Genomic DNA, 22,139 nt, shown 5'->3' on the forward strand with positions numbered 1-22,139 from the left:
ATTAAGGGCCTCATATTCAATCACGGTAGCCATAGCGATCCAGCGTCTCTCCTACCAGTGATTCCAACCGTGTCACTTCCGATGCCTCCAACGATGCACGCCCTTTGCCGACGCTCTTGCTGGAGACATTCGAAACGGCCTCTTGGATAGCCTCGGCAGGCACGTCTAGCCCCAGGAACTCCACCACCCTGGCCAGCTCCGCTTGCGGGTCATGCACAAAGTCCTCATAGCGAACGCGAACCACTTTGTTCTGAGGCATGCCGGCGAAAGCGGTTTCCGCGTTCTCGACGCAACGCTGCCACTGCAAGGCACAGACCTCGTTCAGGTTATATTGCTCCAATATCTCCGGCATGCCATCGAGAGCCGGCCCCCAGAACGCTAGGCGCTGCTCACGTGAGAACAGCCGATACACACGGCTCCACAGATAGCGTGTGCCATAATAAGGGAGATCCGTCAGGGGGACGAAGCGTACCTTCTCCATCAGATAGGGAATATCCAGCTTGGCTTGCCAACGCAGCTTCGCCGACCCAGTGGTATCGATGCCATCACGGTAGATATAGACATACTTGGCATCTGGCACAGCACGGTCGACAAAAGGCACTCTTAAACTGTTCGCACAGGTCTTCTCAACAATCGTATGCGCCTTATAACGGTTTGCTACCCAGTCAAACTGCTTCTTTATATAAGCCTGTACCGCAGACGTGGCTCGCTCAGCGGGGATCTCATCAGAAGGATAACGCACGTTGCCGTGCCGCCATAGATAGTTGATCTCGTCACACGGCCAAGTCGCTACACCGTCAAACTCACACAGAACATCTCGGAGCATGTTAGTCCCGCTACGGGGAGCCCCAATGATAATTACATTATTGACTGTCACGCCTTGCCTCTCTCCTCTTGCTTCACTAGGCTAGCCCACTCGGATAACACGACTTCTTCTGAGAAAGCCTGCTGAGACTTCGCCTTAGCTTTCGCTTTCATTTGTGAAGTGGTTTCCTCGCTAGATTTAGAAAGCTTTTCGAGTATCGCCGCTAATGCAGCGCTATCTCCCGGTGGAATGGCATAGCCGTATGCCCCCGACACCACCTCTGAAGCAAGCTCGCTTTCCGGTTCCACGGCAACGATAAGAGGACATCCCTGCTCCAGATAGGTCATGGTTTTGCTTGGATAAGCGTAGCGGTAAATACCTGCTGTAAGACTAACGAAGCCTGCATCGGCGCGCTGCATTGCCGACTTGGCAACTTCCACCGACTGATGACCAACAAAGTGGATACGAGCACCAAGCTCAGCGGCCCTTTCTTGCAGAGCACTCTTGGCCACCCCCTCCCCCATGATCACAAACGCAAGGTCCTTACGATCCTTCAGCATACCCATGGCCTCAACAACGGTCTCTAGCCCCTGGAAGCGGCCGATATTGCCGGCGAAGAGTACTGTAAAGGTATCGGCTGGCCAGTCGAAGGGTAATTCAGTAGGGATTGGCTGCTCAGTAGGAAGGCTGAAGTTGTTCAGTACACGAATCGCTAGCTGTTCCCCTGAGTGGCGTTCACGCAACGTATTTGCCATATCCTGTGACAGCACGACTATGGGATTAGCCTGACGACATGCCCACTGATCAAGTTTCCTCAGTAAGCGGAATACCAGCGGGTTGGAAAACTCACCTGAGACTCTCCCAACCTCAGGGTGAATATCCATGCAGTGATAAATAAAGCGTGCCCCGGTGAGCTTGGAGGCGAGTGCTGCTGCGGCCCCTCCAAGCACCGGGGGCGCAGTAGAAATCATGATGATGTCATAACGCTGCGTGAAAGCCTTCCAAAGCAGCTTGCTTCCCAAACGCAGGGCATTGACGATCCGCACTAACGGCCGCGCCGTCTCGTTAGGAAGCGTCATGCGGTCTACGGCGATCCCATCGACGCTATCATCTGCCGGTCGACGCTCATTCTTGAGTCCCTTTTTGTAGGAGGGATGCGACGACAATACTTCTACTTGGTTCCCAGCGTCGTGCCAAGTAGCCACAATTCGACGTAACATGGCCGCATATGGCGGCGTGTCAGGCCAGTAATAACGGTGCACCGCTAAAATTTTTTGTGGTCGCCCTCTCATGGAATCATAGGGCTTATCCATGCCCTGGCCCTTAATTCCAGTCATAGCGGCTGAACTCATCCATATTGCGCCAGCGATTGGTTAGCTTGGCTGTACCAGTGATCAGCCTGACCACTCGCTCTGAGGTGTTACGCACCTGATACTCTTCGGGAATCTCGCGCTCGGCGCCAGAGAATACAGTCCGCGATGCCGTGGCGATACGCACCCCATCCACGAGTACTTCCTGATTGAGTCCGGTGAGCGCGATAGCACCAGTGTCCAATGCTTCAGGACGTTCAATGGAACGCCGCAGCGTCACCGCTGGAAACCCAAGAATCGAAGCTTCCTCGCTGATAGTGCCACTATCAGAGATGGCACAGTAGGCGTGCATCTGCAGATGGTTGTAATCCAAGAAACCGAAAGGCTTGAGAAAGCGGATCGCCTCGCTGTCCTCAGCCAATCCCAATTTTTCGAGTCGGTTGCGTGTGCGCGGATGCGTCGAGACGACCACCGGGTAACCATAGCGTTCATGTAACGCTTGCAGCGCTTCTACAACCTCTCGCAAATTGTCGCGGCTATCCACGTTTTCTTCGCGGTGAACACTAACGATGAAATACGCTCCGGCTTCTAGCCCCAAGGTCTCCAGCACCTTGGATTGCTCGATCTGAGGCAGCATGTGCTCCAGCACCTCACGCATTGGCGAGCCCGTCAGGTAAATGAAGCGATGAGAGAGTCCTTCGCTGATCAGGTGCCGGCGCGCATGCTCGGTGTAGACCAAGTTGAAGTCAGCCAAGTGGTCAACCATCTTGCGGTTGATCTCTTCCGGAACGTTAGCATCGAAGCAGCGGTTCCCAGCCTCCATGTGGTAAGTAGGAATCTTCATCCTCTTGGCCATCAGCGTGGCGATAGCACTATTGGTATCGCCCAGCACCAGTACGGCGTCGGGCCTTTCCTCCAGTAGCACCTGCTCAGTCCTGATCAGGATTTCGCCCAGGCTTCGACCGAGCGATGAAGTATCCACGTTGAGAAAGTGATCCGGGCGCCGGACGCCCAACTCGTCGAAGAAAACATCGTTCAGTTCATAGTCGTAGTTCTGCCCGGTATGCACGATCTTGTGTTCCACCACCTGATCCAGGGCAGCCATCACACGTGAGAGACGGATGATTTCCGGGCGGGTGCCCAGAATGGTCATGACTTTCATTGACTAGCTCGCTTATTGGCCAAGTACCGGCTCGAAGTAAGTATCCGGATTCTCGGGATCGAAGAGTTCGTGACTCCAGAACATCGTCAGCAGATCCTCATCCCCAGTATTGGTAATACTATGAGTGTGCAGCGTCGGCATATCGACATAGCATGGAGCCTCGCCACTGACGTGAAACTCCTCGACCCTGTCATCTAGGAGCCGGCGAATGCGGATCACGGCCTGCCCCTTGACCACCAGGAAGCGCTCTACCTTATTGAAGTGGTAATGGTTGCCACGTGTGATGCCGGGCTTAGTGGTGGAAAGAAACGCCTGACCACCGTTGCGATTCTTGACGCCTTCGAAAAGCGCTCCACGATCATCGCTATGCAGCTTCAACGCCTTGGGATAATAGTCGGGATACAGGAAGGAACGGAGTGTGTTGAATAGCTGGAGATCAAAGGCATCGCGCAGATCCGGAATCACGTCGCCAGTATAGCTGCGATGCATGTCGACCAGCTTACCCGCCGCTGTTGCAACGCTCATCGCACGCCCCCACAGGCGCAGCTCTCCGGTCTGGCCACGTTCGAAAGCCGTTACAATGGCTGCGGCGATATCCTGAGCATGCAACAGTTCAAGCTGTCCCCCACCGTTGATAGCCAACTCTTCCCCGGCAGCCAACTGATGGCAGAAGGTGTGAACCGCCGAGTTGTAGTTGGGGCGCCCCCCTTCACCGAACACATGGGGTAGCACCAACTCGGTATAGCGGGCACCGGCGCGTTCACTCCATTCGGCAAATACCTGGTGGGCCGCCAGCTTGCCACGACCATAGGGCACATCGCGGCTGCGCTGAACGCTGTTGGCATAGAAGACATGCGGCGTGGATGTATTGTCCTGCAGGGCATGCGTCAAGCGTTCGGCCAATTCACGGTTGCCATTTTCTACCCGCTCATCGCTATCCCGATTGATCCCGGCACAGTGGATCACCCACTCGGCACCCTTCAAGGCATCGTTCAATTGTCCATCATCATTGAACGCATGCCGATCCAGCAGCACCAATTCATCTCGATAGGCTTCTCGGGCGCGTAGGTGCAGATGAATATGCCGGCCCAATAGTCCGTTGGCTCCGGTGATGACGATCTTCATTGAGTCTCCAGATAGTTTGGCGGGCGTGTATCAGGCCTCGAGTGCGGCGCGAACTTCCGGCAGTGTCAGCAGCAGCTCCTTGAGCTCCTGCTTGTTGAGCTGATAGGTGTTGTGAGAGTGATAGTCCTCGGTGGAGATCTCTTCTACATCCCCTTCGGTAAAATACTTGCCATAGTTGAGATCACGATCATCGAAGCTGACGCGGTAGTAGTCGCCCATGTCTTCAGAGCGACGCAACTCCTCACTGCTAGCTAACGTCTCATAAAGTTTTTCACCGTGACGCATGCCTATGATTCGTAGCTCATTGTCTGCTTCGAACATTTCTAGCAGCGTCTCAGCAAGTAGCTTAACCGTACATGCTGGCGCCTTCTTGATAAAAATGTCGCCTTGGCGCGCATTCTGAAAGGCAAAATTAACGAGCTCAATAGCATGGGGTAGCGACAGCATGAAACGCGTCATGCTCGGCTCGGTAATGGTCAGCGGTTTACCTTCTTTGATCTGCTTGATAAACAGGGGAATCACTGAACCGCGCGAGTGCATTACGTTACCGTAGCGCACACAAGAAACGATGGTATCGCCCTCTCCCAACTGTCGGCTGGCCGCTTGGGCTGTCTTCTCCATCAATGCCTTGGTCATCCCCATGGCATTGACTGGCATCACCGCTTTGTCCGTGCTCAGGCAAACGACACTTCCCACACCGGCTTCCACGGCCGAATCAATCACGTTCTGGCTACCTTGTATATTGGTCTTCACCGCTTCCAGCGGGAAGAACTCACAAGAAGGCACCTGCTTCAACGCAGCCGCGTGGAACACCAGATTCACCCCGCGCATAGCTTTATCGACCGACTGACGGTCACGGACATCACCAATGTAGAACTTCAACTCAGGCCGACCATACGCAATGCGCATTTCTTCCTGCTTGGCTTCATCGCGGCTCAAGATGCGGATCTCTTTACAACCATGAGTAAGCAGATAATTCGACATGGTCTTGCCAAAGGATCCAGTACCTCCGGTAATCAATACCTTTTCATTAAACCCCAACTTTACCTCCCAGCGATTAGCTTATAAAATCTCTTTTTAATAAAATAAACCGGCCTTACAATATACTGAATAGCTCCAAGCTTCTCACGAACGGACACCCCACGGATCAAAAGCAATGGAAACACTACGCCCAAATGAATACATGCCGCTATCAAAATACGTTTAACAAGAAACCTCCTCCCAGACTCTGGAAGCAAGGAATCATATCTACAATAAAACAAAAAAGGAGCTTTTTGTCTATCAAGAATCATTGAGCGGGCGACAGGGAAACTAAAATCCCTTGAGTGACTATTCCCAGAGTGGATTCTATAGTTAAGACCTACAGCATCAACGTGAACTTTTTTGACATCAAACGCGTCCAAAAAAAGTGAAACCCAAGTGTCTTCATTAGGCAAGCTGAGTGGAAGCGGAAAAACTTTATTAGCAAGAAGCCTTGGTAAAGTAACTGCCCCACCTGACTGACTACCAACCCCTTTCTTTCTAGGAATCAATATCCCATCTTTTTTTCTTTCACTGGAAAAAGTTTTAATTTTGCATAGGGTCACACATAGGGAGGGGGTGGCATCATAGACTATTTCTCTCAAAGGAGAAATACGCGCATCCAAAGACTCTGGAACGAGAAGATCATCCCCTCCCATAAAACATATAAACTCGCCAGAAGAATTCTCAAAAGCTAAGTTAAAGGCGGCATTTTTCCCTTTCCCATCGTTTCTATATAGCTTTAGGCTATTATCTTGATATTCAAACCGCAGCCTATCAACGCTATCATGCGTATTATCACTTGAATTATCATCAACTACCACCACCTCAACTTTTGTTAGTCCATAATCGTAGTCAAGTATAGACTTTATTGCGCCTGCAATATAATCTTCCTCATTAAAAACAGGAACTAAAAAACTCACCGTAAACAATTAAAACCCTCACTAGCCATCTGATATCAAACTGAGAACATGCTATTGTGCCACTGAAGTGACCCCCTCCAGAGCTGCACAGGCTATAGTGCAGTCATCAGGAGGACAGGATGAGCGACGACAACCCCATTAAGCGATGGACCGCGAAGCGTAAAGCGTCCGTGGTCATGGACATCTTCAAGGGCAAGACCACGGTCGCGGAGGTCGCACGACAGCATGACCTCACCGTCTCCGAGGTCGACGGCTGGATCGATGAAGCCCAGCGCAACATGGAGAACGGGTTCAAGGCCCGCCCCAAGGATATCCGCGAGCAATACGAGTCCGACCTGCGGGAAACCAAGGAGGCGCTGGGCGAGGCCCATCTGCAGATCTACGCGCTAAAATGTATGGTCCGCCCTGGTGATGCAAGGGCCTTCTTACATGACGGGACAGGATTGCGCCAATGTATCCGACCTCTTGATGGGCTATCGGATGATGGCCCGGGCCATGATGGAAATCCGCGCATACCGCTCCTGAATAGTGTCAAGACCTCTATGGGGCCGCTTTTTTAGCCAGGCTCTCAGTATGCCGTTAACCTGTTTCCGCCATCGTTTCCGGCACTCGCACTCACTCGGTGGGAGTTAACCTCCTGAAATTGGTATCAATGCTGTTGTTGACTGAAATGATCAGTGATCAGCCGCTCATCAATCGTGAGTCAAATGGTGCTTGGTAACGCAAAACGCCGTGGACAACCCGAGCCAACTTATTGGCCAGTGCCACGACCACCACGTTACCGTGCTTACGAGGGGTAATTCGCTCCACCCAACGACGGAGTCCATCCTGCTCATCGCGTGTTCGCACCACCCGTAGCACGGCCCTAGCGCCGTGGATCAGCAGCATGCGCAAATGGCGATTGCCACGCTTCCCAATGCCCAACAAGCGTGTCTGACCTCCTGTGCTGTACTGGCGGGGCACTAGCCCCAGCCATGCAGCGAGATCCCGGCCCTTGCGAAATGCGCAGGCATCACCAATGCCGGCGACCAACGCAGTAGCAACGATGGGCCCGATGCCTGGGATGCTCAACAGTAGCTGCATCTGAGGGTCTTGCCGCGCCAGGGTAGCCAACTCGGCGGTCATCCTCTCAATACGCTCATCAAGCCGATTCATGTCGGCCCAGAGTTCGGCGATCAGCTCACGTAGACGGTCTGGCAAACCGTTATCGCCATCTTCAAGCACCCACGGCAGATGACGACGTAGCTGACGGATACCCTTCGGTATTGTGACGCCAAACTCCAACAGCATGGCGCGAATCCTGTTGGCCAGTGTCGTCCGCTCGGATACCCAGCCAGTGCGCTGGCGGTGAATTAATTGTAGCGTCTGGCGATCGACAGACTTTACCGGTACTGAGCGCATGGTGGGCCGTGTAGCAGCCTCAGCAATGGCCTCTGCATCGGCATAGTCATTTTTCTGAGACTTCGTGTACGCCTTTACATACTGAGCAGGAAGCAGTCGTGCCTCATGGCCAAATGTTTCGGCTTTGCGACCAATAAAGTGGGCACCGGCACAGGCTTCAGTGGACACACGAGCGGGCGGAGTATTGGCCAAGAACCGGATAAGGCCTGATCGTGAAAAGGCCTTGCGCAACTTTATATGGCCACGCTCATCAAGGGCGCATACATGAAACTTGCTCTTGCCAATATCGATTCCGATGGTTGCGATAGTCATGGTGCGTACCTCCTTCGCTTCAGCGCTACCTCATCGGTAAGAGTATGAAGAAGGGGCGGACCATGCCATTAGTGGCGTCGCCTGCTCGACGAGGACGAGAACTCGTAAGGTCGCTGCAGGCGGAAATGGCCCAGGAAGGCCAGGTGGTATCACTTGCCCAACTTTGCCGCTGGTTGGGTTTTCCTCGGCGAAGTCTTTATTACCGGCCCAAGGAGCGGCAGCGTGTCGTTAACACGGATCTGACGGCCCGGGTGAAACTGACGCTGGAACGCTTCCCCAGCTACGGCTATCGTCGACTAGCGTGCGTACTGGGCGAGAACCGCAAGCCGATCCAGCGCATCCTGCAGCTCAAAGGCTGGCAGGTCCGCAAGCGGCCGCAAGGCTTCCGACCTCGCGCCAGAAGCTTGCCGTCGATTACTTCACGGCCCGATGAGCGCTGGGCCACGGATCTCACTCACGTGTGGTGCGGGAAGGATCGGCGGGCCAGCCTGGCGGTCATCATCGACTGTTGTACGCGTGAGATCCTCGGTTGGCGATTATCGGACAATGGCAGCAGCAAGACAGCGGAGGCTGCCCTGGAAGAAGCACTGATTTATCGACTGGGGGCACTGGGGCGCGTTCAGCAGCCGCTAGCACTTCGCTCTGATAACGGGCTCGTCTTTAGCAGTCGCCATTACACGGGCACGGTGAAAGCCTATGGCCTCACACCAGGGAAAACGCATGACAAAAACCTACACCGCGAGAATGTCTGAAAGGTACGTCTCCTCCAGCGCCGCTTTCTTCTGTTTGCGCCGAATTCCTCCCTTGAAACGCTTCTCACCTTTCAGGTAATTCAGGGCAATATGGCGGACCCTGGCGAGGTTTTCTGCCGCCTGACCTCGGTGAATTTTGCAGGCATCTTCGCGAAGCGCCACATCCAAAGACCAATGCAGCTTATTCTCCACATACCAATGCTGGCGGGCCGCTTCGGCAAGCTTTTGGGCGCTCAGCTCGGCTGAGCTGATGTAGTAGCGAATCATCGGCGCCTCGGGTACGTTGTCACCTTCCTGGCGAAAGCTCATCACCACACCGACCGTTTTCAAGCCCGGCCATTCGTAGCTAAGCTCCTGAAATTTTTCAGTAATCTCACTCACAATGTGATAGCGCGTCTCCTGCCGCCCCCGGTTCTTCTCATCCGTGACATAGCTATCCCCTTCGAAGTTGACCACCTTAGACATGGGAAATGCTGTTTCAAACGCGTCCGCCAAGGCGGGCTGATTTTCCTTCACCGAAAGTAGATAATCAGCCCCCTTCTGCAAGACCTGCGTGGCGATCTTTTTCTGGCAGCCCATGGCATCAATTGTCACCAGGCATCCTTGCAGATCCAGTAGCTTGAGTAGCTCTGGAATAGCGGTGATCTCATTGGACTTTTCCGCTGTCTTGACCTGGCCCAGCACCACCCCATTCGCCGCACTGAAGGCACTGACCATGTGGATCGCCCCCTTGTTCTTGCCACCGCAGTACGAGCCGCGCAGTGTCTTGCCATCAATCGCCACTACCGCGCCATCGGTGACGTCATGGCAGGCCTTCATCCACTCGGCAAAGGCGGTTTGGAGCTGCTCCGCATTAACCAAGGCCATGACCCGGGCCAACGTATCGTGACTGGGCGCACCCGCCTCAAAATTACCGTATTGGCGGAGAAAATCGAGCTTCGCGTGGCCAAAATCCTCTATCTCGTCCCAGCCTTCTGCACCACAGATCACTGCACAGACGGTCAAAAACAGGATATCTGACAGCTGATGTTGCACTTTCCAAGCTTGGCGGAAGTCGGGAACGATCGATAAATGGTGCATAAGAGAGGGTGTCAGCATCGGGCCATCCATGAGCAAAATACGCTAGATGACCACATTAGCTCCTATTGGTAAAGCGCTACGAGTCGCGTCATAGAGCGGTTTTTCATGCGTTTTCCCTGGGCCTCACACAGGAATTCACGACGCCGTATACACCGGAACAGAACGGGCTCGTGGAACGCTTCTTCCGCTCTTTGAAGGAGGAGTGCATCTGGCTCCATCGCTTCGAGTCGCTGGGCCAAGCCAGGGTCGTGACCAATCGCTGGATACGGTATTACAACGAAGAACGGCCACATCAGTCTCTGGACTACGTGGCACCCCGAGCACACCCCGCATTAACGGCGTAGGGTGTGCAGAAACCAGGGGGTCATTACACCACCCCAGCGACCGTGGTCTTTCCCTTTTAGATGTCCATAATCACGGACACTTTGCACTTCGCGGTTACCGCTTGATGGGGTTGTCGTCACTCATCCTGTCCTCCTGATGACTGCACTATAGCCTGTGCAGCTCTGGAGGGGAGCACTTCAAAACGGCAAGAGCAAGATGGCGGCCTTAGGGGCTTGATGCGCAAGTTGATTTACACCGCTTGAGGATCCTCATATAAACTGAATATCGGCCAAAAACCACCCGAGGGAATGTTTGTGGCTGAGGGTATCTAACTCCTCCGAAGTGCGCCCGGCAAGTTAATCCCATAAGCCAATATCAACCATGTAATACCCATACCAACCACAGAACTACCAGAGGGTGACATAATCAAAAAACCCAAAAGAGATAAAAAAGCCCCATCCAAAAAAACCTTATCACCTTGGCTCCAACGGCGAGGCTTAATCATTCTGTTTAGCGTTATCAGGTACACAAAAAAGTAAATTAAAAGGCCTAGCACTCCAAGCTCAACAAAAACCTCCATCACCATATTATGAATATTAATAATTGGACCATCATATATATCCGCAGGCAAGTTACTTACAAAGTGCTCTGCATTGCCTACACCAACCCCCAAAAAGTAAGAATTTTTTGCAACTTCAAATGCTGCAACAATAAGATTATATCTAGAACCTAGAAGGCTAGCCGCACACTCTTCTAGGCCTAACGAGCCCAGCAGTATCAACAAAAAAGGAAACAAAAAAACCAAAAACAAAAAAAACGACATAAGAGCCACCTTAGCAAGGTACTCATAGTAACTGTTACGCACCCACAAAAGGAAAAAATAAGATATAAAAACAACTCCCGCACTAATCAACCCTAGCCTAGAGCCTGTTAAAAAAAGAATCAAAAAAGAAGCTATAGATATAGAAAAAAGAACCCCATTCTTACTAAAAAAGCGAAGATGACTAAAAAAAGAAAAAACCAAGGGCAACGAAACTATAATAAATATGGCCAACTCGTTTGGATTGTAAAAAACCCCAGTCGGGAGAACTTTTTCTCCCGAATAAACACTTGGATCAAACCTACTCCCAGGCAAGTAAAAGCCAAACAAAATGTTTGCAAAACTAATAACCAAAATAGTTATGTACGCGAAAACCCAAACTTTGATAAAAGAAAAAACATTCCCCCTATCTAGAATGAAAATTTGGAGCAATATCACATACCCAAAACCTCTAACCACTTGAAAAAGACTCTTAATATCTCCCCGCCCTTTTGTTAAAAAGGTCTCTCCAAGCATAACAATTAAGAGAATCAAGAAAAATAGCAGGATGAGGGAGTTAGCTTTTAAATTAGACCTAAAGCTGTAGCTCTTCAAACAATATACACTAAATGATACAGCAAGTATGGCAAGTGCAGCAATATACACAGGAACACTAAACCCGAAAGCAAAAAAACTTAACGAACTAGAGAAAAAAGAGAAATATATAAATACCAGAAACAAAAATAGCAGGCAACCACCTCTGCCAAACTTATATCCACGAGTCTCATCAATCACTTTAATGACTCTCTCTTTCTGGCTGTAAGGATATAGTTTTTCTTACCATATAAAACTTAACCACAACATTAAAAATATATGAAATACTGGTGGCCCAAGCAGCTCCAATAATCCCATATTTTGGCACCAGTAACACATTTCCCACCACGTTGATGGTCACAACACCGATAGAAGAATACATATTCCACTCGGGCTTATCTGCCGCCGCGATACAATTTGAGTAAATCCGTGCCCCCGCCCCAGCAATAATACCAGGCAAGAGCCATAAAAATGCAGGTAAGGCTTCTACGTATTCCTCACCGAACAAAGGACTGATCAGCCACCAGAGAGCTATGGCCACGCCAACACTGGCGGCCGCGGTTATTGCAGACACCACTAAAAAACCTTTATTGGTCAAGGCCAATCGAGCTTCTGGATTCTGGTGCATGGCGGATAGCCTTGGCAACAGCACAGTGCTGGCCGCTTGAGAGAGCATCCAAAGCTTTTCGGCAATTTGTACAGCAATTACGTAAATACCGGTGGCCCCAGGCGTGAGAAAGAAATTCACCAAGAAAATATCTGTCCTGTAGTTCACAAACGCTAATATATTAGACAGGTGGGCTTTCCATCCATAACCTAGGATTCTGCGTGCATAGCCAGACCGGAGCGTGTCGTTCCCTGACAACGCTAAGGTTGGCTTTCTGCGACTTAATAAACTAAAGACAATCAGCAAACCCACCAGTTGACCGATAATATAAGCCACCATGGCACCAGCCACGCCGAATGGTAAAATGTATAGAGCAATAACCACACCGGCAAGATTAACGTAGGGCGGCACAAGCACTGTTAAATTGAAAGCTTTGAAGTCTTCCAGCCCTTGCAGGATAGTATTTAGATATGCCAACAGTAACGTCAACGGAAAGCTTACCAAACCAAGATATAACAAGCTGCTTGGTATCCCTGGAAATATTTCTTCGCCCCAGACCAACAGTATCGGTAGCGCGCAAACCATACCTGCAGCGGCTACGACCAAGGCCAAGTGGAGATTACCAGACATGGCTTGGTGGGTATCAAAATCTCCACGGCTGATATAATATACAGTAGCAGGACCGACCCCAAGATTCAGGAAATTTGCCAACATGGTGGGAATGAGAATGGCCATTGCATAATAGCCATTGCCTTCAGGACCAAGTTCCCGCGCGATTAAAACCACCAGTAAAAGCTGAGCAAATGCCGCCAATAACTGACGGCCTAGAGTCATGCCGATATTGCGTCGTAAAGGGGTAGCACCCGCAAGCTGTCGTAAACGATAAATCAATTACTTATCCTACACGGTTTGGAGAGGCGCTGGCGGACAACACATTGTGGTACACCGTAGTCAACCGGCTAGCGATGGCAGATCCGGAGAAGCGGGCTTTGGCACGTTCAGCAATGGCGATGGGGTTGTAGTCAGGCAAGTTTTCACCCATGTGTCGCATCCCCTCTTGCAAAGCAAAGGGTTGTTTAAGAGGCACCAAAACTCCATCACCCTCCTCTACAATGCACTCCGGCCCGCCACATCGGGTCGCTACTACGGGCACACCGGCCATCAGTGCCTCGGCGGCAACCACACCGAAAGTTTCATAATAGCTAGACACCACCATCACATCGGTCTGGGCCAGCAAATCTGGCACTTTGTCCGGCTCTATCGACCCCATAAACCGAACTTTATCGGCAATACCTAAGTTTACCGCCGTTTTCTCCAATTCTGGGCGTATCGGGCCATTGCCAGCCAGCCATAATTCAGCATTTAGACCGTTACTTACTAACTTTCCGAAAGCCTGAATTAAGTCGAACTGTCCTTTTTTTTCAGTCATTAAAGCAAGGTTGAGGAACCGTACAGGTTGCTCTTTTCGTTCGGTCAAATCTGGCTTTTTAAAACGCTCTGCAACCACGTTAGGTATCCACTTCCAATGGCTTCTACTTGAAGGAAACTGCTCGCTTAACAGGTCCGCAAGGGAAGGACTAACCGCTATACAGGCACTGGCACTCTGTATCGCTTTTTCAGCAAGCTTGAGCTGCCAATGTGAGTATATACGCCTCGCAAACCCGCTACTGTGCTCGGTCAATACGTACGGTATGCCAAATTCTTCAGACAGCTCCGCTCCGGCAGCACCAGCGTATACGGCTGCGTGGGCGTGGAGAATATCAGGCTTACCATTTTCGGCTATATAGCGCTCCAAAAGCTCCCTTGCCGCTTTCCTGAATAAATGATAGTTGCCATAAGGTATACGCGGGAGCGCGGCGAAGAGCTCTTTTCGGTAGGTAAGCAAGCCGTCGTCATCCTCGTAGGACGGCAACTTTACTTTTGAGCTTGCTTTGCCTAGCGTTCGCAATGAGCGCATTGAAGGCGCGATGACGCCGACTTTGTGGCCGTGCCTGTATAATGCCAAAGCTTGATCACGAAAAAAAACCCCGCCTACATCGTTTGGGCTTTTGGGGTACCAAGAGGGGAGGAGAAGAACGTGCATTTAACAGAACCGAACCAAAATCATATTTTCTTATACCCTCTGCTCTGCGGGAGTTTTCCTAGGACTTTCCTAATTGTGTACAAATTTTCAACAGCCATACTTTTACGACCTTTGCCTATAGAGACTGTAGAGGGTGCATTCTGAACATTGCTGTGATGTTGCCGGGCACCAACATCGCCCAAAGAGTTAGGGGCCATTTGTTTTTCTTCACTTCTTTCAGGAATTGCGAATTTTTCTGACACTCTCTCTAATGCCAACGAAGGATTCGCAACGAGGTCTTCATAGCGAAACTCGAGGGAATCTTGATCAGACTTTAGTTTCTTAAATCTTTCCCAATATTTTAGAGAATTTTTCCAACGCTTCGCAGCATCTTCCGCGTTCTGGTATAAGCCAGCTTTCAGATACGACTCGACAACATCAACAGGGTCGCGCTCTATAAAGATAAACTTGGCTTTTGGAAAAGCCCAGTGAATCACCCCTAAGCTTAAAGTGTTTAATGGCGTTTTATCTCCAACCCACTGGCCCGTTACGCTATTTTGTTCTCCGATCCATCGATATAGACCTTCAATTAAATTTACAAATGACTGTTGATCACTGCGCCATTTTTTTGCCAGAACCTTAAAATCAGATAAAGAATCAACACCAAACGTCTCAAACTCCGGATGATTTTCTAGCATAGACAAAATGCTATCTACCTTGTCTGGCCACCGAAGAAAATCACTAACACAATACTGATTTATTTGCCTGGGAAGAACATATGTCTCCGGTGGAATATAGATGTCAAACTTTTCCACCAAGAGCCTTCGCAATAACGTATTGCCAGATCGACCACAGCCGACTACAAATAAAAACTCACTCGTGTTTTCCCCATCTTTTGAAAAACAGCTTCCGTTCCTTAAAGCTTTAAACGCATGATTTGCTCGATACAAATAAGGCTGTAGCCGAGGACTTAACTTAATATTTTCCTTTACCTTTTTAAGCATATCAGTATAATATTCTTTAGCGTTTTATAGGCTAGACAAAGGCATCGCGCACTATTTCCAACATAGCTGCTGCAGGACTTCAACTACCATGTCTTGCTCAACAAGTGGCATATAAGGGTGGATCGGTAAGCTGAACACTTCTTCGGAAACTTCATCGCCTACCGGCAAATGAACGCCATCGTCTTCCACCGCCGGCTGCTTAGTTAGTGGTATCGGGTAATGTACAACGGTAGGAATACCTGATTCCTTTAATCTTTCTTGAACCTGATCGCGATTATCTACTCGAATAGTGTATTGCGCCCAGGCGCTGGTGTTGTGCGGTTCGAGATAGGGCGTGGTGATACCGGTCTTACTGAGGCATTGAGTGTAACGCTCCGCCACTTGCTGGCGCTTTGCCAGTTCGTCATCAAATATCTCGAGCTTCGGTAGCAGGATGGCGGCCTGCAGAGTATCCAGCCGGCTGTTTACGCCTACCCGAATGTGATGATAACGCCGGTCCTGGCCATGACGAGCGATTTGACGGATAACGGTAGCCAGTTCCTCGTCATTGGTGAAGATAGCCCCACCATCGCCATAGCAGCCTAGTGGCTTGCTAGGGAAGAAACTGGTCGTGGCGATGGTGCTGAGGTTGCAGGACTTTCGGCCCTTGTAGGTGGCGCCGAAACTCTGGGCCGCGTCCTCGATCACTGAGATGCCATGTTTTGTAGCAATGGCATTGATGGCGTCGAAGTCGGCGCATTGCCCGAAAAGAGAGACGGGGATAATTGCCTTGGTGCGCGGCGTGATCGCGGCTTCCAGCTTGGCTGGGTCGAGGTTGTAGGTGCGCGGGTCGATATCCACATAGACCGGCTTGGCACCCAGCAGCGCCACGGTTTCTGCAGTGGCTATATAGGTAAAGCCAGGCATAATCACTTCATCACCCGGGCCAATGCTCAATGCCATCTGGGCGATCTGCAGGGCATCGGTGCCGTTGGCGCAGGTAATGCAGTATTTGGCGCCTGTATAAGCGGCTAGCTTCTCTTCCAGCTCATGGACTTCAGGCCCAAGAATATACTTGCCGTGCGATAGCACGCGTTGGATGCCAGCATCGATCTTGTCTTTGATGCGCTCTTGCTGAGCCGCCAGGTCGTTAAACGGAATCATGCGCTAACCTTTGCAAGCTTTTGTCCATTAAGCACATAGCGGTCGCCTGTATGCGGACATACGGCTTCGCCCTGCCCTTGCAGCGGCAGATCCAATTGCTCCCCATGCTCGCTCATCCAGCCGATCTGGCGGGCCGGTACGCCCACCATCAAGGCATAGGCCGGCACATCTTTATTGATCACCGCACCGGCACCGATAAAGGAAAACTCACCAATGGTCACCCCACACACAATCGTACAGTTGGCACCCAGTGAGGCGCCCTTCTTGACCACGGTGTCAAGATACTCGTCCTTACGTTCAATCAGCGAACGTGGATTATAGACGTTGGTGAACACCATACTGGGCCCACAGAACACGCCTTCTTCCAAGTGCACGTTATCGTAGACGGAGACGTTATTCTGGATCTTACAGTTGTCACCGATGGTCACCTTGTTGCCGACGAAGACGCCCTGTCCCATGGAGACGTTCTTGCCTATTCTGGCGCCGCCACACACGTGAACGAAGTGCCAGACGCGCGAGCCTTCACCGATCTGGGCTCCGTCATCGACAATCGCGGACTCATGAATCTTAACGCTCATCTCAGATCAACCGGTTGAGAAATGGGTGGGCTTCGCCCTCCTCGGGCGCCTGTGAGCGGGCCAAGCGAATGGTATTGACGGTTTCGATGCAGTGGCGGGCATCCTCGATGCCGTAGCCGCGCCCAGCGAGAATTTCCTGGTAGCTAATCGTATGTAGATCGGTGAAACCAGCGGAAAACTCGATATCACTGCCATCTACGCTTATCGAACGATACGTTGGCTGCTTGCCCTGTACACTTTCCGGGAGATCGGCGGCGTCAATGGAAAGGAACCAAGGCACCCGAGCTTTCTCGTACTCCAGATAGCCTGCGGCCTTCTTATCGGAGGCATAGTGCAACACGTTCTTCTGCAAGTCACCGAAGATGAAATGCAGCATGTCGAAGAAGTGCACGCCGATATTCGTCGCTACACCGAACGACTTACGCGGGTCACCCTTCCAGCTCTCCATGTACCACTTGCCCCGCGAGGTAATGTAGGTCAGCTCTACCTCGTGTTTGTCGTCTCGCTGCTCCTGCTCAACCTTCTGCTTGAGGTCTAGAATGGCTTGGTGATGGCGTAACTGCAGAATGTTGTAAACCCGTTGACCGGTCTCACGCTCGATCAATGCCAACTCATCAAGCAGCTCAGGCGTGGGGACCAAGGGTTTCTCGCAGATCACATCGCATCCCATGCGTAAGCCAGCCGCGATATGCGCATGGTGAAGATAATTGGGCGAGCAGACGGCCACGTAGTCCAGCGCAGTATCCGCGTTTCGCTTGAGCTGCCAAGCGTGTTCCTGGAAACGCTCGAACTCGGTGAAGAATTCGCTCTGGGGCGAGATGGAATCGATAATGCCCACCGAGTCGTTGATATCGTAGCCAATCGCGAGGTGGTTGCTGGTTTCTTTGATGGCTTTCATATGCCGCGGGGCGATATAACCAGCCGCGCCAATGAGTGCGAAATTCGTCATTCCGTACGTATCCTCAGGCCTTGATGATGTGAGCGGCAGCCTCTCGGTAGGTGCCTCGGCTATCGACGATCAGCTTGGCATGCTGTTTTATCAGCTCGAAGTCGAAATGGTCGTGGTCGGTAGCCAATACCACGGCATCGAAGCTGGAGAGGCTTTCGGCGTTTATCTCCACGCTTTTTAAATCGAAACTATGTTCACGCATTTTAGGGAACACCGGTACATGCGGGTCGCTATAGCTTACCTCGGCACCCTTGGCGTCGATGAGTTCCATGATCTCCACCGAGGGGGATTCACGCATGTCGTCCACGTTCTTCTTATAGGCAATGCCTAGCACGAGCACTCGGCTGCCTTTCAGGGCTTTTTTATGGCCATTGAGGCCGTCCATCAGCTTGCCTACCACGTATTCCGGCATGGCCCGGTTGACCTCGCCGGAAAGCTCGATGAAGCGCGTATGCAAACCGTACTCGCGCGCCTTCCAGGTCAGGTAGAAGGGATCGATGGGGATACAGTGGCCCCCTAACCCCGGCCCCGGATAATAAGGCGTAAAGCCGAAAGGCTTGGTCGCGGCGGCATCCACTACTTCGAAGATATCGATTCCCATGCGCTCTGCCACGATCTTCATCTCATTGACCAGGCCAATATTGACAGCGCGATGAATATTCTCCAGTAGCTTGGTCATTTCGGCTGCACGCGTAGAGCTAACCGGTATTACTTGGTCTATGGCGGGGGCATATAGCGCTTTCCCCACTTCCAGGCATGCTGGCGTATGGCCACCCACGACTTTAGGAATAGTCCGTGTCTCGAAATCGGGGTTACCCGGATCTTCGCGCTCGGGAGAGTAGACCAGGAAGATGTTTTCCCCCACCACCAGGCCGTTTTCTTGTACTCGCGGTAGCAATTCTTCTTCCGTGGTACCGGGGTAGGTTGTGCTTTCCAGCGAGACAATCTGCCCCTCACGCAAATAGGGTTTTAACGATTCGACGGTATTGATCACGAAGCTCATATTAGGCTCGCGATGCTTATTAAGCGGTGTCGGCACACATAGAATAACCGCATCCGCCTCGGCCACACGACGAAAATCCGTAGTAGCCTCGAATCCGGAGCCTGTTGCCTTGGCAACTTTTTCCGAGGAGATATGTTCAATATAGCTTTTGCCGCTATTCAGTTGATCGACCTTTTCCTGGTCAACGTCAATCCCCAAAACCCGATATCCGATATCGTTATAACGAAGCATCAAGGGAAGCCCCACATACCCAAGCCCCACGATACCGATGACAGCTTCTTTTTTTTGAAGCTTGTTGACTAATTGATCCTGCTGGATTGACATTTTACCTTCCGTTTCATAACCGAATAGTTTCGAAAATGGCCGACACCAAACCACTGATCCTCAGTCAGAACGTTGACGGATACTCTCACGGACCGTTCCTATAAAATGCATCACAAACGCTCCCATGATTGCCAACATGCCGCCTAACACTACTCCCAGTACAACAATAAGCTTTTTGTTCGAGCCTGTGGGCTCTAGGCTTTGCACGGCATGCTGAGTAATCTCCCCTTCACGCAACTCATTGAGCTGGCCTTCCAGGTCGGAGACGCGGCTATAGTAAGTAGCGATCAATTCGGCGGCGCTGGGGCTTGATGATTGCTGGGCGCTTTCCAGCGCTTGCTTGGCTGAGTCGAGTTGGCGCTGGAGCGAAGCCTTGCGACTCTCCACCAGTTCTGCCTGGTCTTCTTGCAGGCGATCAATCACGTGTTGGTGAAGCGTTGCTACCAGTTGTTGATTTTCTTGCGTGGCGTCGCTACTCAATTGCAACAGCAACGTATCGCTGGGATTGGAAGTTTTGACCTCAAACGGCAATGACTCGAGGTCGTTTTCTTCCAGGAGTTTGCGCGTTTCTGGCCCGAGGTACAGGTTTTGCACTTTGGCGACGACAGACGCAGGCGATTCGATAGCCACGCGCTGGCCGTTGCTATTGGTGTACTCGGCCACGCTGTAGAGAGAGGTGTACTGGTACTGGGTGGGTAGCCAAAATGCGGCAGCGACGGCGAGGGCTACGACAACAAAGAAAATAACGGCCATGGCCTTCCAGCGGCGGATCAAGATCACCGCGAGGTCCACGAGGGAGATTTCATCGTCTCGCCAGTCGGCATCCTGCCACTGGGGTTTCTGGTTTTGTTGCGCGGGGGGTTGTGTCATGACGCGTTATTTTCCCTAGTGCTAATATCGGCCATTTGGGCACGCTACCGCCCGAGGATTGTACCGGGCGGCTTCCCAAGGCCCTTCCTTAGTATGGGCGACACCGCAAAGCCGGCCAGTCAACGGCAGGATGATACGAGCACAGGAGAATAGGAATGGGCGCCCTAGTAGAGACGCTACCGGTGGCCTTCCTTGTTGCACCCTCGCCCGCTGACATGGCGGTGTCGTCGTTGTTGTAACGCTAGATTCGAAAAGACAGCAAAACGCGGCCCTCCTGGCCACGCTGCCTCATTCTATGTGAGCCCCCCGCCCATCTCTACCGTTATGCCGTTGAATTTTGTGAAAGAAGCCAAAAAATTTGTCGCGCCATGGCGACGTTTAGAGCGTATTCGCCTGAATGGATCGATGCCGTGAAGCGCTACGCCGAGGCCACGGTGGCAAGCAAAATACGACGAGACACGCCCATAGCCCCGCGCGGCAGCTCATTGATCAGGCTGTTTGCCCTCAGACATGAACCAACGTCAGGGCCTTGCCAGCAGGCGGCGCATCCTCACGCGGCCCGACGCTGACGCAGTACCGCCCCCATGCCTGCCCGCAGGAAAACTGCCATAACGCCCAGCATGCCGCCGAGTACTATCGCCAATGCCAGCACCAGCGTGGTACGTGGCTTGACGGGATTATTCGCTGGATAGGCGCGCTCGATCACGTTGACGACGCGCTCATCGGGATAGTTCGAGACGCCCTCTTCAAGAGGATAGAAGCTGTCCTTATTGAGCATGGCGGCGATTTGGGCGCGCCGGTTCAGCTCTTCACGGGTATTGCGCAGGGCGCCATTGCTTAGGCCTTCGCGCATTTGGTCCTTGAGGGTTTTGCGTTCGGCCTCGAGGGTTTTATACCCCATGAAGTAGAGCGGGAGCGCCCCATTGCCGGAAAGGCTGGCGTAGATGATTTCTCTTTCGGGATTGAGCTGGCCGAATTCCTGCGGCGTGGTGGGCGACTCGATCCCCAGGGCGTGGGCCGTGTTGATGGCGTTGTTCAAGGCAAAGAGACGATGCTCACGCTCGGCGATAAGTTTGTCTTCGCCGACATCCACACGCGTATTGAGCGAGGCGATTTGTGCCTGATTGGCGCGTGCGAAGCGGTTCTTGAGTTCTTCCCATACGCGCTCGGCTGTGGCATCGATGTAGCCGTTGAGGTTCTCGTTACCGGCTTCGCCTTCGGGATAGCGATAGGTGAGGCTGAGTTCGGTAGAGCCGCTGACGTCCGAGGTCAGCCCGGCGATCTCGAACCGGTTGGCGAAAACGCCCGCCAACGCTGCCTCGTCTGATATCGCGAAGTCATCGCGATGGTTCTCGACGTAACGCTCGAAATTCTGAAAGCTGCTCAGGCGATTGCCCAAAGTGGTGTAGGCGTCTTGCGGGGAAACGGAGAACCCCGAGAGCAGGTTCATGCCCGAGAAGTTGGAGGCAGCCGCGGGCGAGGCGCGAAACGTGGCCTCGTATTGCGGCGTCGTCATCATCAGGTAAACGCCCGCCAGCACCAAGGCGGCGACAATCGCCCCTACGATGAGCTGCCAACCGTCGATCAACAGATTGACGAGTTGCGCCAGGTCGATTTCGTCATCTTCGGGACGCGCGCGTTCCGTTTCCATGTCCGTTGCCATAGAGGTCTACCCTTCGTTGTTCCCTTGACCGGCGTTGGCCGGTACGACTCGCGCACTCACTCGCCGAGGCCGTTCACTGCCTGCGGCGCTGAGGGCGCTGGCCACTGCGTATGGCCACGTAACCAAAACGTGATGCTACGAGCAGCACGCTAATGACGGCTTGTTTGATTTTGAGTTGCAGATGTTACCGGAATTACCTTAACAACCCAATATCAACAAACAGTTACGCTGTATTACGCTTATTCCACGAGAATTCTGATTGATTGGCTGACATCGTCATTCGCATTTATCTAATGCAACACGCCGCGCCATGTGCTTAACTTGACCAT

Annotated in this window: 21 protein-coding genes; 3 read left to right on the forward strand and 18 right to left on the reverse strand. The window is 52.0% G+C overall.

Annotated features, from left to right (window positions below):
- Window positions 1-16: 16 nt before the first annotated feature.
- Genes L1073_RS00815 through L1073_RS00840 form a run of 6 tightly spaced genes read right to left on the reverse strand, consistent with a single transcriptional unit; the run spans window position 17 to window position 6,345 of the window.
- Window positions 17-877: a sulfotransferase family protein gene (locus tag L1073_RS00815; protein WP_343322434.1), complete on the reverse strand. Its 861-nt coding sequence runs from the start codon at window positions 875-877 to the stop codon at window positions 17-19.
- Window positions 874-2,118 carry a glycosyltransferase family 4 protein gene (locus L1073_RS00820; protein ID WP_246896320.1) on the reverse strand — a complete coding sequence of 415 codons (1,245 nt, stop codon included), beginning with the start codon at window positions 2,116-2,118 and terminating at the stop codon, window positions 874-876. The genes L1073_RS00815 and L1073_RS00820 overlap by 4 nt, the downstream gene beginning before the upstream one ends.
- A gap of 10 nt (window positions 2,119-2,128) precedes the next feature.
- Complete coding sequence (gene wecB / locus L1073_RS00825) at window positions 2,129-3,277, reverse strand: non-hydrolyzing UDP-N-acetylglucosamine 2-epimerase (protein ID WP_246896321.1); 1,149 nt, start codon at window positions 3,275-3,277, stop codon at window positions 2,129-2,131.
- Window positions 3,278-3,289: 12 nt separating this feature from the next.
- On the reverse strand, window positions 3,290-4,402 hold the full coding sequence (locus L1073_RS00830) for a polysaccharide biosynthesis C-terminal domain-containing protein (protein WP_246896323.1): 1,113 nt from the start codon (window positions 4,400-4,402) through the stop codon (window positions 3,290-3,292).
- A gap of 30 nt (window positions 4,403-4,432) precedes the next feature.
- A complete protein-coding gene (locus L1073_RS00835) occupies window positions 4,433-5,443 on the reverse strand; it encodes an SDR family NAD(P)-dependent oxidoreductase (RefSeq protein WP_281505939.1) in 1,011 nt (336 codons plus the stop codon).
- 2 nt (window positions 5,444-5,445) lie between these two features.
- Window positions 5,446-6,345 carry a glycosyltransferase family 2 protein gene (locus L1073_RS00840; RefSeq protein ID WP_246896937.1) on the reverse strand — a complete coding sequence of 300 codons (900 nt, stop codon included), beginning with the start codon at window positions 6,343-6,345 and terminating at the stop codon, window positions 5,446-5,448.
- A gap of 119 nt (window positions 6,346-6,464) precedes the next feature.
- On the opposite strand from L1073_RS00840, the gene L1073_RS00845 reads away from it, so the two are divergent.
- On the forward strand, window positions 6,465-6,905 hold the full coding sequence (locus L1073_RS00845) for a DUF1153 domain-containing protein (protein ID WP_246896324.1): 441 nt from the start codon (window positions 6,465-6,467) through the stop codon (window positions 6,903-6,905).
- A 121-nt stretch (window positions 6,906-7,026) separates the two neighbouring features.
- Here L1073_RS00845 and L1073_RS00850 read toward each other — a convergent pair whose 3' ends face one another.
- Window positions 7,027-8,058, reverse strand: a complete 1,032-nt coding sequence (locus tag L1073_RS00850; RefSeq protein ID WP_246896325.1) for an IS110 family RNA-guided transposase — start codon at window positions 8,056-8,058, stop codon at window positions 7,027-7,029.
- Between the two features lie 143 nt (window positions 8,059-8,201).
- Between L1073_RS00850 and L1073_RS00855 the strand changes: the two genes are divergently transcribed.
- Window positions 8,202-8,810, forward strand: coding sequence for a DDE-type integrase/transposase/recombinase (locus L1073_RS00855; RefSeq protein WP_246896327.1), 609 nt, complete (start codon window positions 8,202-8,204; stop codon window positions 8,808-8,810).
- On the opposite strand, the gene L1073_RS00860 is transcribed toward L1073_RS00855, so the two are convergent.
- The gene (locus L1073_RS00860; RefSeq protein ID WP_246896328.1) at window positions 8,790-9,908 is read right to left on the reverse strand and encodes an ISAs1 family transposase; all 1,119 of its coding nucleotides are present in this window, start codon (window positions 9,906-9,908) and stop codon (window positions 8,790-8,792) included. The two genes, L1073_RS00855 and L1073_RS00860, sit on opposite strands and share 21 nt — an antisense overlap.
- Window positions 9,909-9,955: 47 nt before the next feature.
- Here L1073_RS00860 and L1073_RS17325 point away from each other — a divergent pair, with 47 nt between their 5' ends.
- The gene (locus tag L1073_RS17325; RefSeq protein WP_425531559.1) at window positions 9,956-10,234 is read left to right on the forward strand and encodes an integrase core domain-containing protein; all 279 of its coding nucleotides are present in this window, start codon (window positions 9,956-9,958) and stop codon (window positions 10,232-10,234) included.
- A gap of 308 nt (window positions 10,235-10,542) precedes the next feature.
- Here the strand turns inward: L1073_RS17325 and L1073_RS00865 are convergent, their stop codons facing one another.
- The 10 genes from L1073_RS00865 to L1073_RS00910 form a co-directional block, all read right to left on the reverse strand.
- Window positions 10,543-11,808, reverse strand: a complete 1,266-nt coding sequence (locus L1073_RS00865) for an O-antigen ligase family protein (protein ID WP_246896329.1) — start codon at window positions 11,806-11,808, stop codon at window positions 10,543-10,545.
- 1 nt (window position 11,809) lies between these two features.
- On the reverse strand, window positions 11,810-13,105 hold the full coding sequence (locus L1073_RS00870; RefSeq protein WP_246896330.1) for a flippase: 1,296 nt from the start codon (window positions 13,103-13,105) through the stop codon (window positions 11,810-11,812).
- A gap of 4 nt (window positions 13,106-13,109) precedes the next feature.
- Entirely contained in the window at window positions 13,110-14,297 is a 1,188-nt protein-coding gene (locus tag L1073_RS00875; protein WP_246896331.1) for a glycosyltransferase, read from the reverse strand.
- Window positions 14,298-14,317: 20 nt separating this feature from the next.
- Window positions 14,318-15,280, reverse strand: coding sequence for a sulfotransferase family protein (locus L1073_RS00880; RefSeq protein ID WP_246896332.1), 963 nt, complete (start codon window positions 15,278-15,280; stop codon window positions 14,318-14,320).
- Window positions 15,281-15,331: 51 nt separating this feature from the next.
- Window positions 15,332-16,423, reverse strand: coding sequence for a DegT/DnrJ/EryC1/StrS family aminotransferase (locus L1073_RS00885; RefSeq protein WP_246896333.1), 1,092 nt, complete (start codon window positions 16,421-16,423; stop codon window positions 15,332-15,334).
- A complete protein-coding gene (gene wbpD, locus L1073_RS00890; RefSeq protein WP_246896334.1) occupies window positions 16,420-17,001 on the reverse strand; it encodes an acyltransferase in 582 nt (193 codons plus the stop codon). Before wbpD ends, L1073_RS00885 begins: the two co-directional genes overlap by 4 nt.
- 1 nt (window position 17,002) lies before the next feature.
- Entirely contained in the window at window positions 17,003-17,950 is a 948-nt protein-coding gene (locus tag L1073_RS00895; RefSeq protein ID WP_246896335.1) for a Gfo/Idh/MocA family oxidoreductase, read from the reverse strand.
- Between the two features lie 13 nt (window positions 17,951-17,963).
- A complete protein-coding gene (wbpA, locus tag L1073_RS00900; protein WP_246896336.1) occupies window positions 17,964-19,277 on the reverse strand; it encodes a UDP-N-acetyl-D-glucosamine 6-dehydrogenase in 1,314 nt (437 codons plus the stop codon).
- 60 nt (window positions 19,278-19,337) lie between these two features.
- Window positions 19,338-20,147, reverse strand: a complete 810-nt coding sequence (locus L1073_RS00905) for a Wzz/FepE/Etk N-terminal domain-containing protein (RefSeq protein WP_246896337.1) — start codon at window positions 20,145-20,147, stop codon at window positions 19,338-19,340.
- Window positions 20,148-20,697: 550 nt separating this feature from the next.
- Complete coding sequence (locus L1073_RS00910; RefSeq protein WP_246896338.1) at window positions 20,698-21,798, reverse strand: LPS O-antigen chain length determinant protein WzzB; 1,101 nt, start codon at window positions 21,796-21,798, stop codon at window positions 20,698-20,700.
- Between the last annotated feature and the right edge of the window lie 341 nt (window positions 21,799-22,139).

This window comes from Chromohalobacter nigrandesensis, assembly GCF_023061285.1.
Classification (GTDB): Bacteria; Pseudomonadota; Gammaproteobacteria; order Pseudomonadales; family Halomonadaceae; genus Chromohalobacter; species Chromohalobacter nigrandesensis.

Coding starts and splice junctions, on each gene's coding strand:
- L1073_RS00820 (WP_246896320.1), bottom strand. CDS start 2,118: ATGGATAAGCCCTATGATTCCATGAGAGGGCGACCACAAAAAATTTTA.
- wecB (WP_246896321.1), bottom strand. CDS start 3,277: ATGAAAGTCATGACCATTCTGGGCACCCGCCCGGAAATCATCCGTCTC.
- L1073_RS00830 (WP_246896323.1), bottom strand. CDS start 4,402: ATGAAGATCGTCATCACCGGAGCCAACGGACTATTGGGCCGGCATATT.
- L1073_RS00845 (WP_246896324.1), top strand. CDS start 6,465: ATGAGCGACGACAACCCCATTAAGCGATGGACCGCGAAGCGTAAAGCG.
- L1073_RS00850 (WP_246896325.1), bottom strand. CDS start 8,058: ATGACTATCGCAACCATCGGAATCGATATTGGCAAGAGCAAGTTTCAT.
- L1073_RS00860 (WP_246896328.1), bottom strand. CDS start 9,908: ATGCTGACACCCTCTCTTATGCACCATTTATCGATCGTTCCCGACTTC.
- L1073_RS00875 (WP_246896331.1), bottom strand. CDS start 14,297: ATGCACGTTCTTCTCCTCCCCTCTTGGTACCCCAAAAGCCCAAACGAT.
- L1073_RS00880 (WP_246896332.1), bottom strand. CDS start 15,280: ATGCTTAAAAAGGTAAAGGAAAATATTAAGTTAAGTCCTCGGCTACAG.
- L1073_RS00885 (WP_246896333.1), bottom strand. CDS start 16,423: ATGATTCCGTTTAACGACCTGGCGGCTCAGCAAGAGCGCATCAAAGAC.
- wbpD (WP_246896334.1), bottom strand. CDS start 17,001: ATGAGCGTTAAGATTCATGAGTCCGCGATTGTCGATGACGGAGCCCAG.
- L1073_RS00895 (WP_246896335.1), bottom strand. CDS start 17,950: ATGACGAATTTCGCACTCATTGGCGCGGCTGGTTATATCGCCCCGCGG.
- wbpA (WP_246896336.1), bottom strand. CDS start 19,277: ATGTCAATCCAGCAGGATCAATTAGTCAACAAGCTTCAAAAAAAAGAA.
- L1073_RS00905 (WP_246896337.1), bottom strand. CDS start 20,147: ATGACACAACCCCCCGCGCAACAAAACCAGAAACCCCAGTGGCAGGAT.
- L1073_RS00910 (WP_246896338.1), bottom strand. CDS start 21,798: ATGGAAACGGAACGCGCGCGTCCCGAAGATGACGAAATCGACCTGGCG.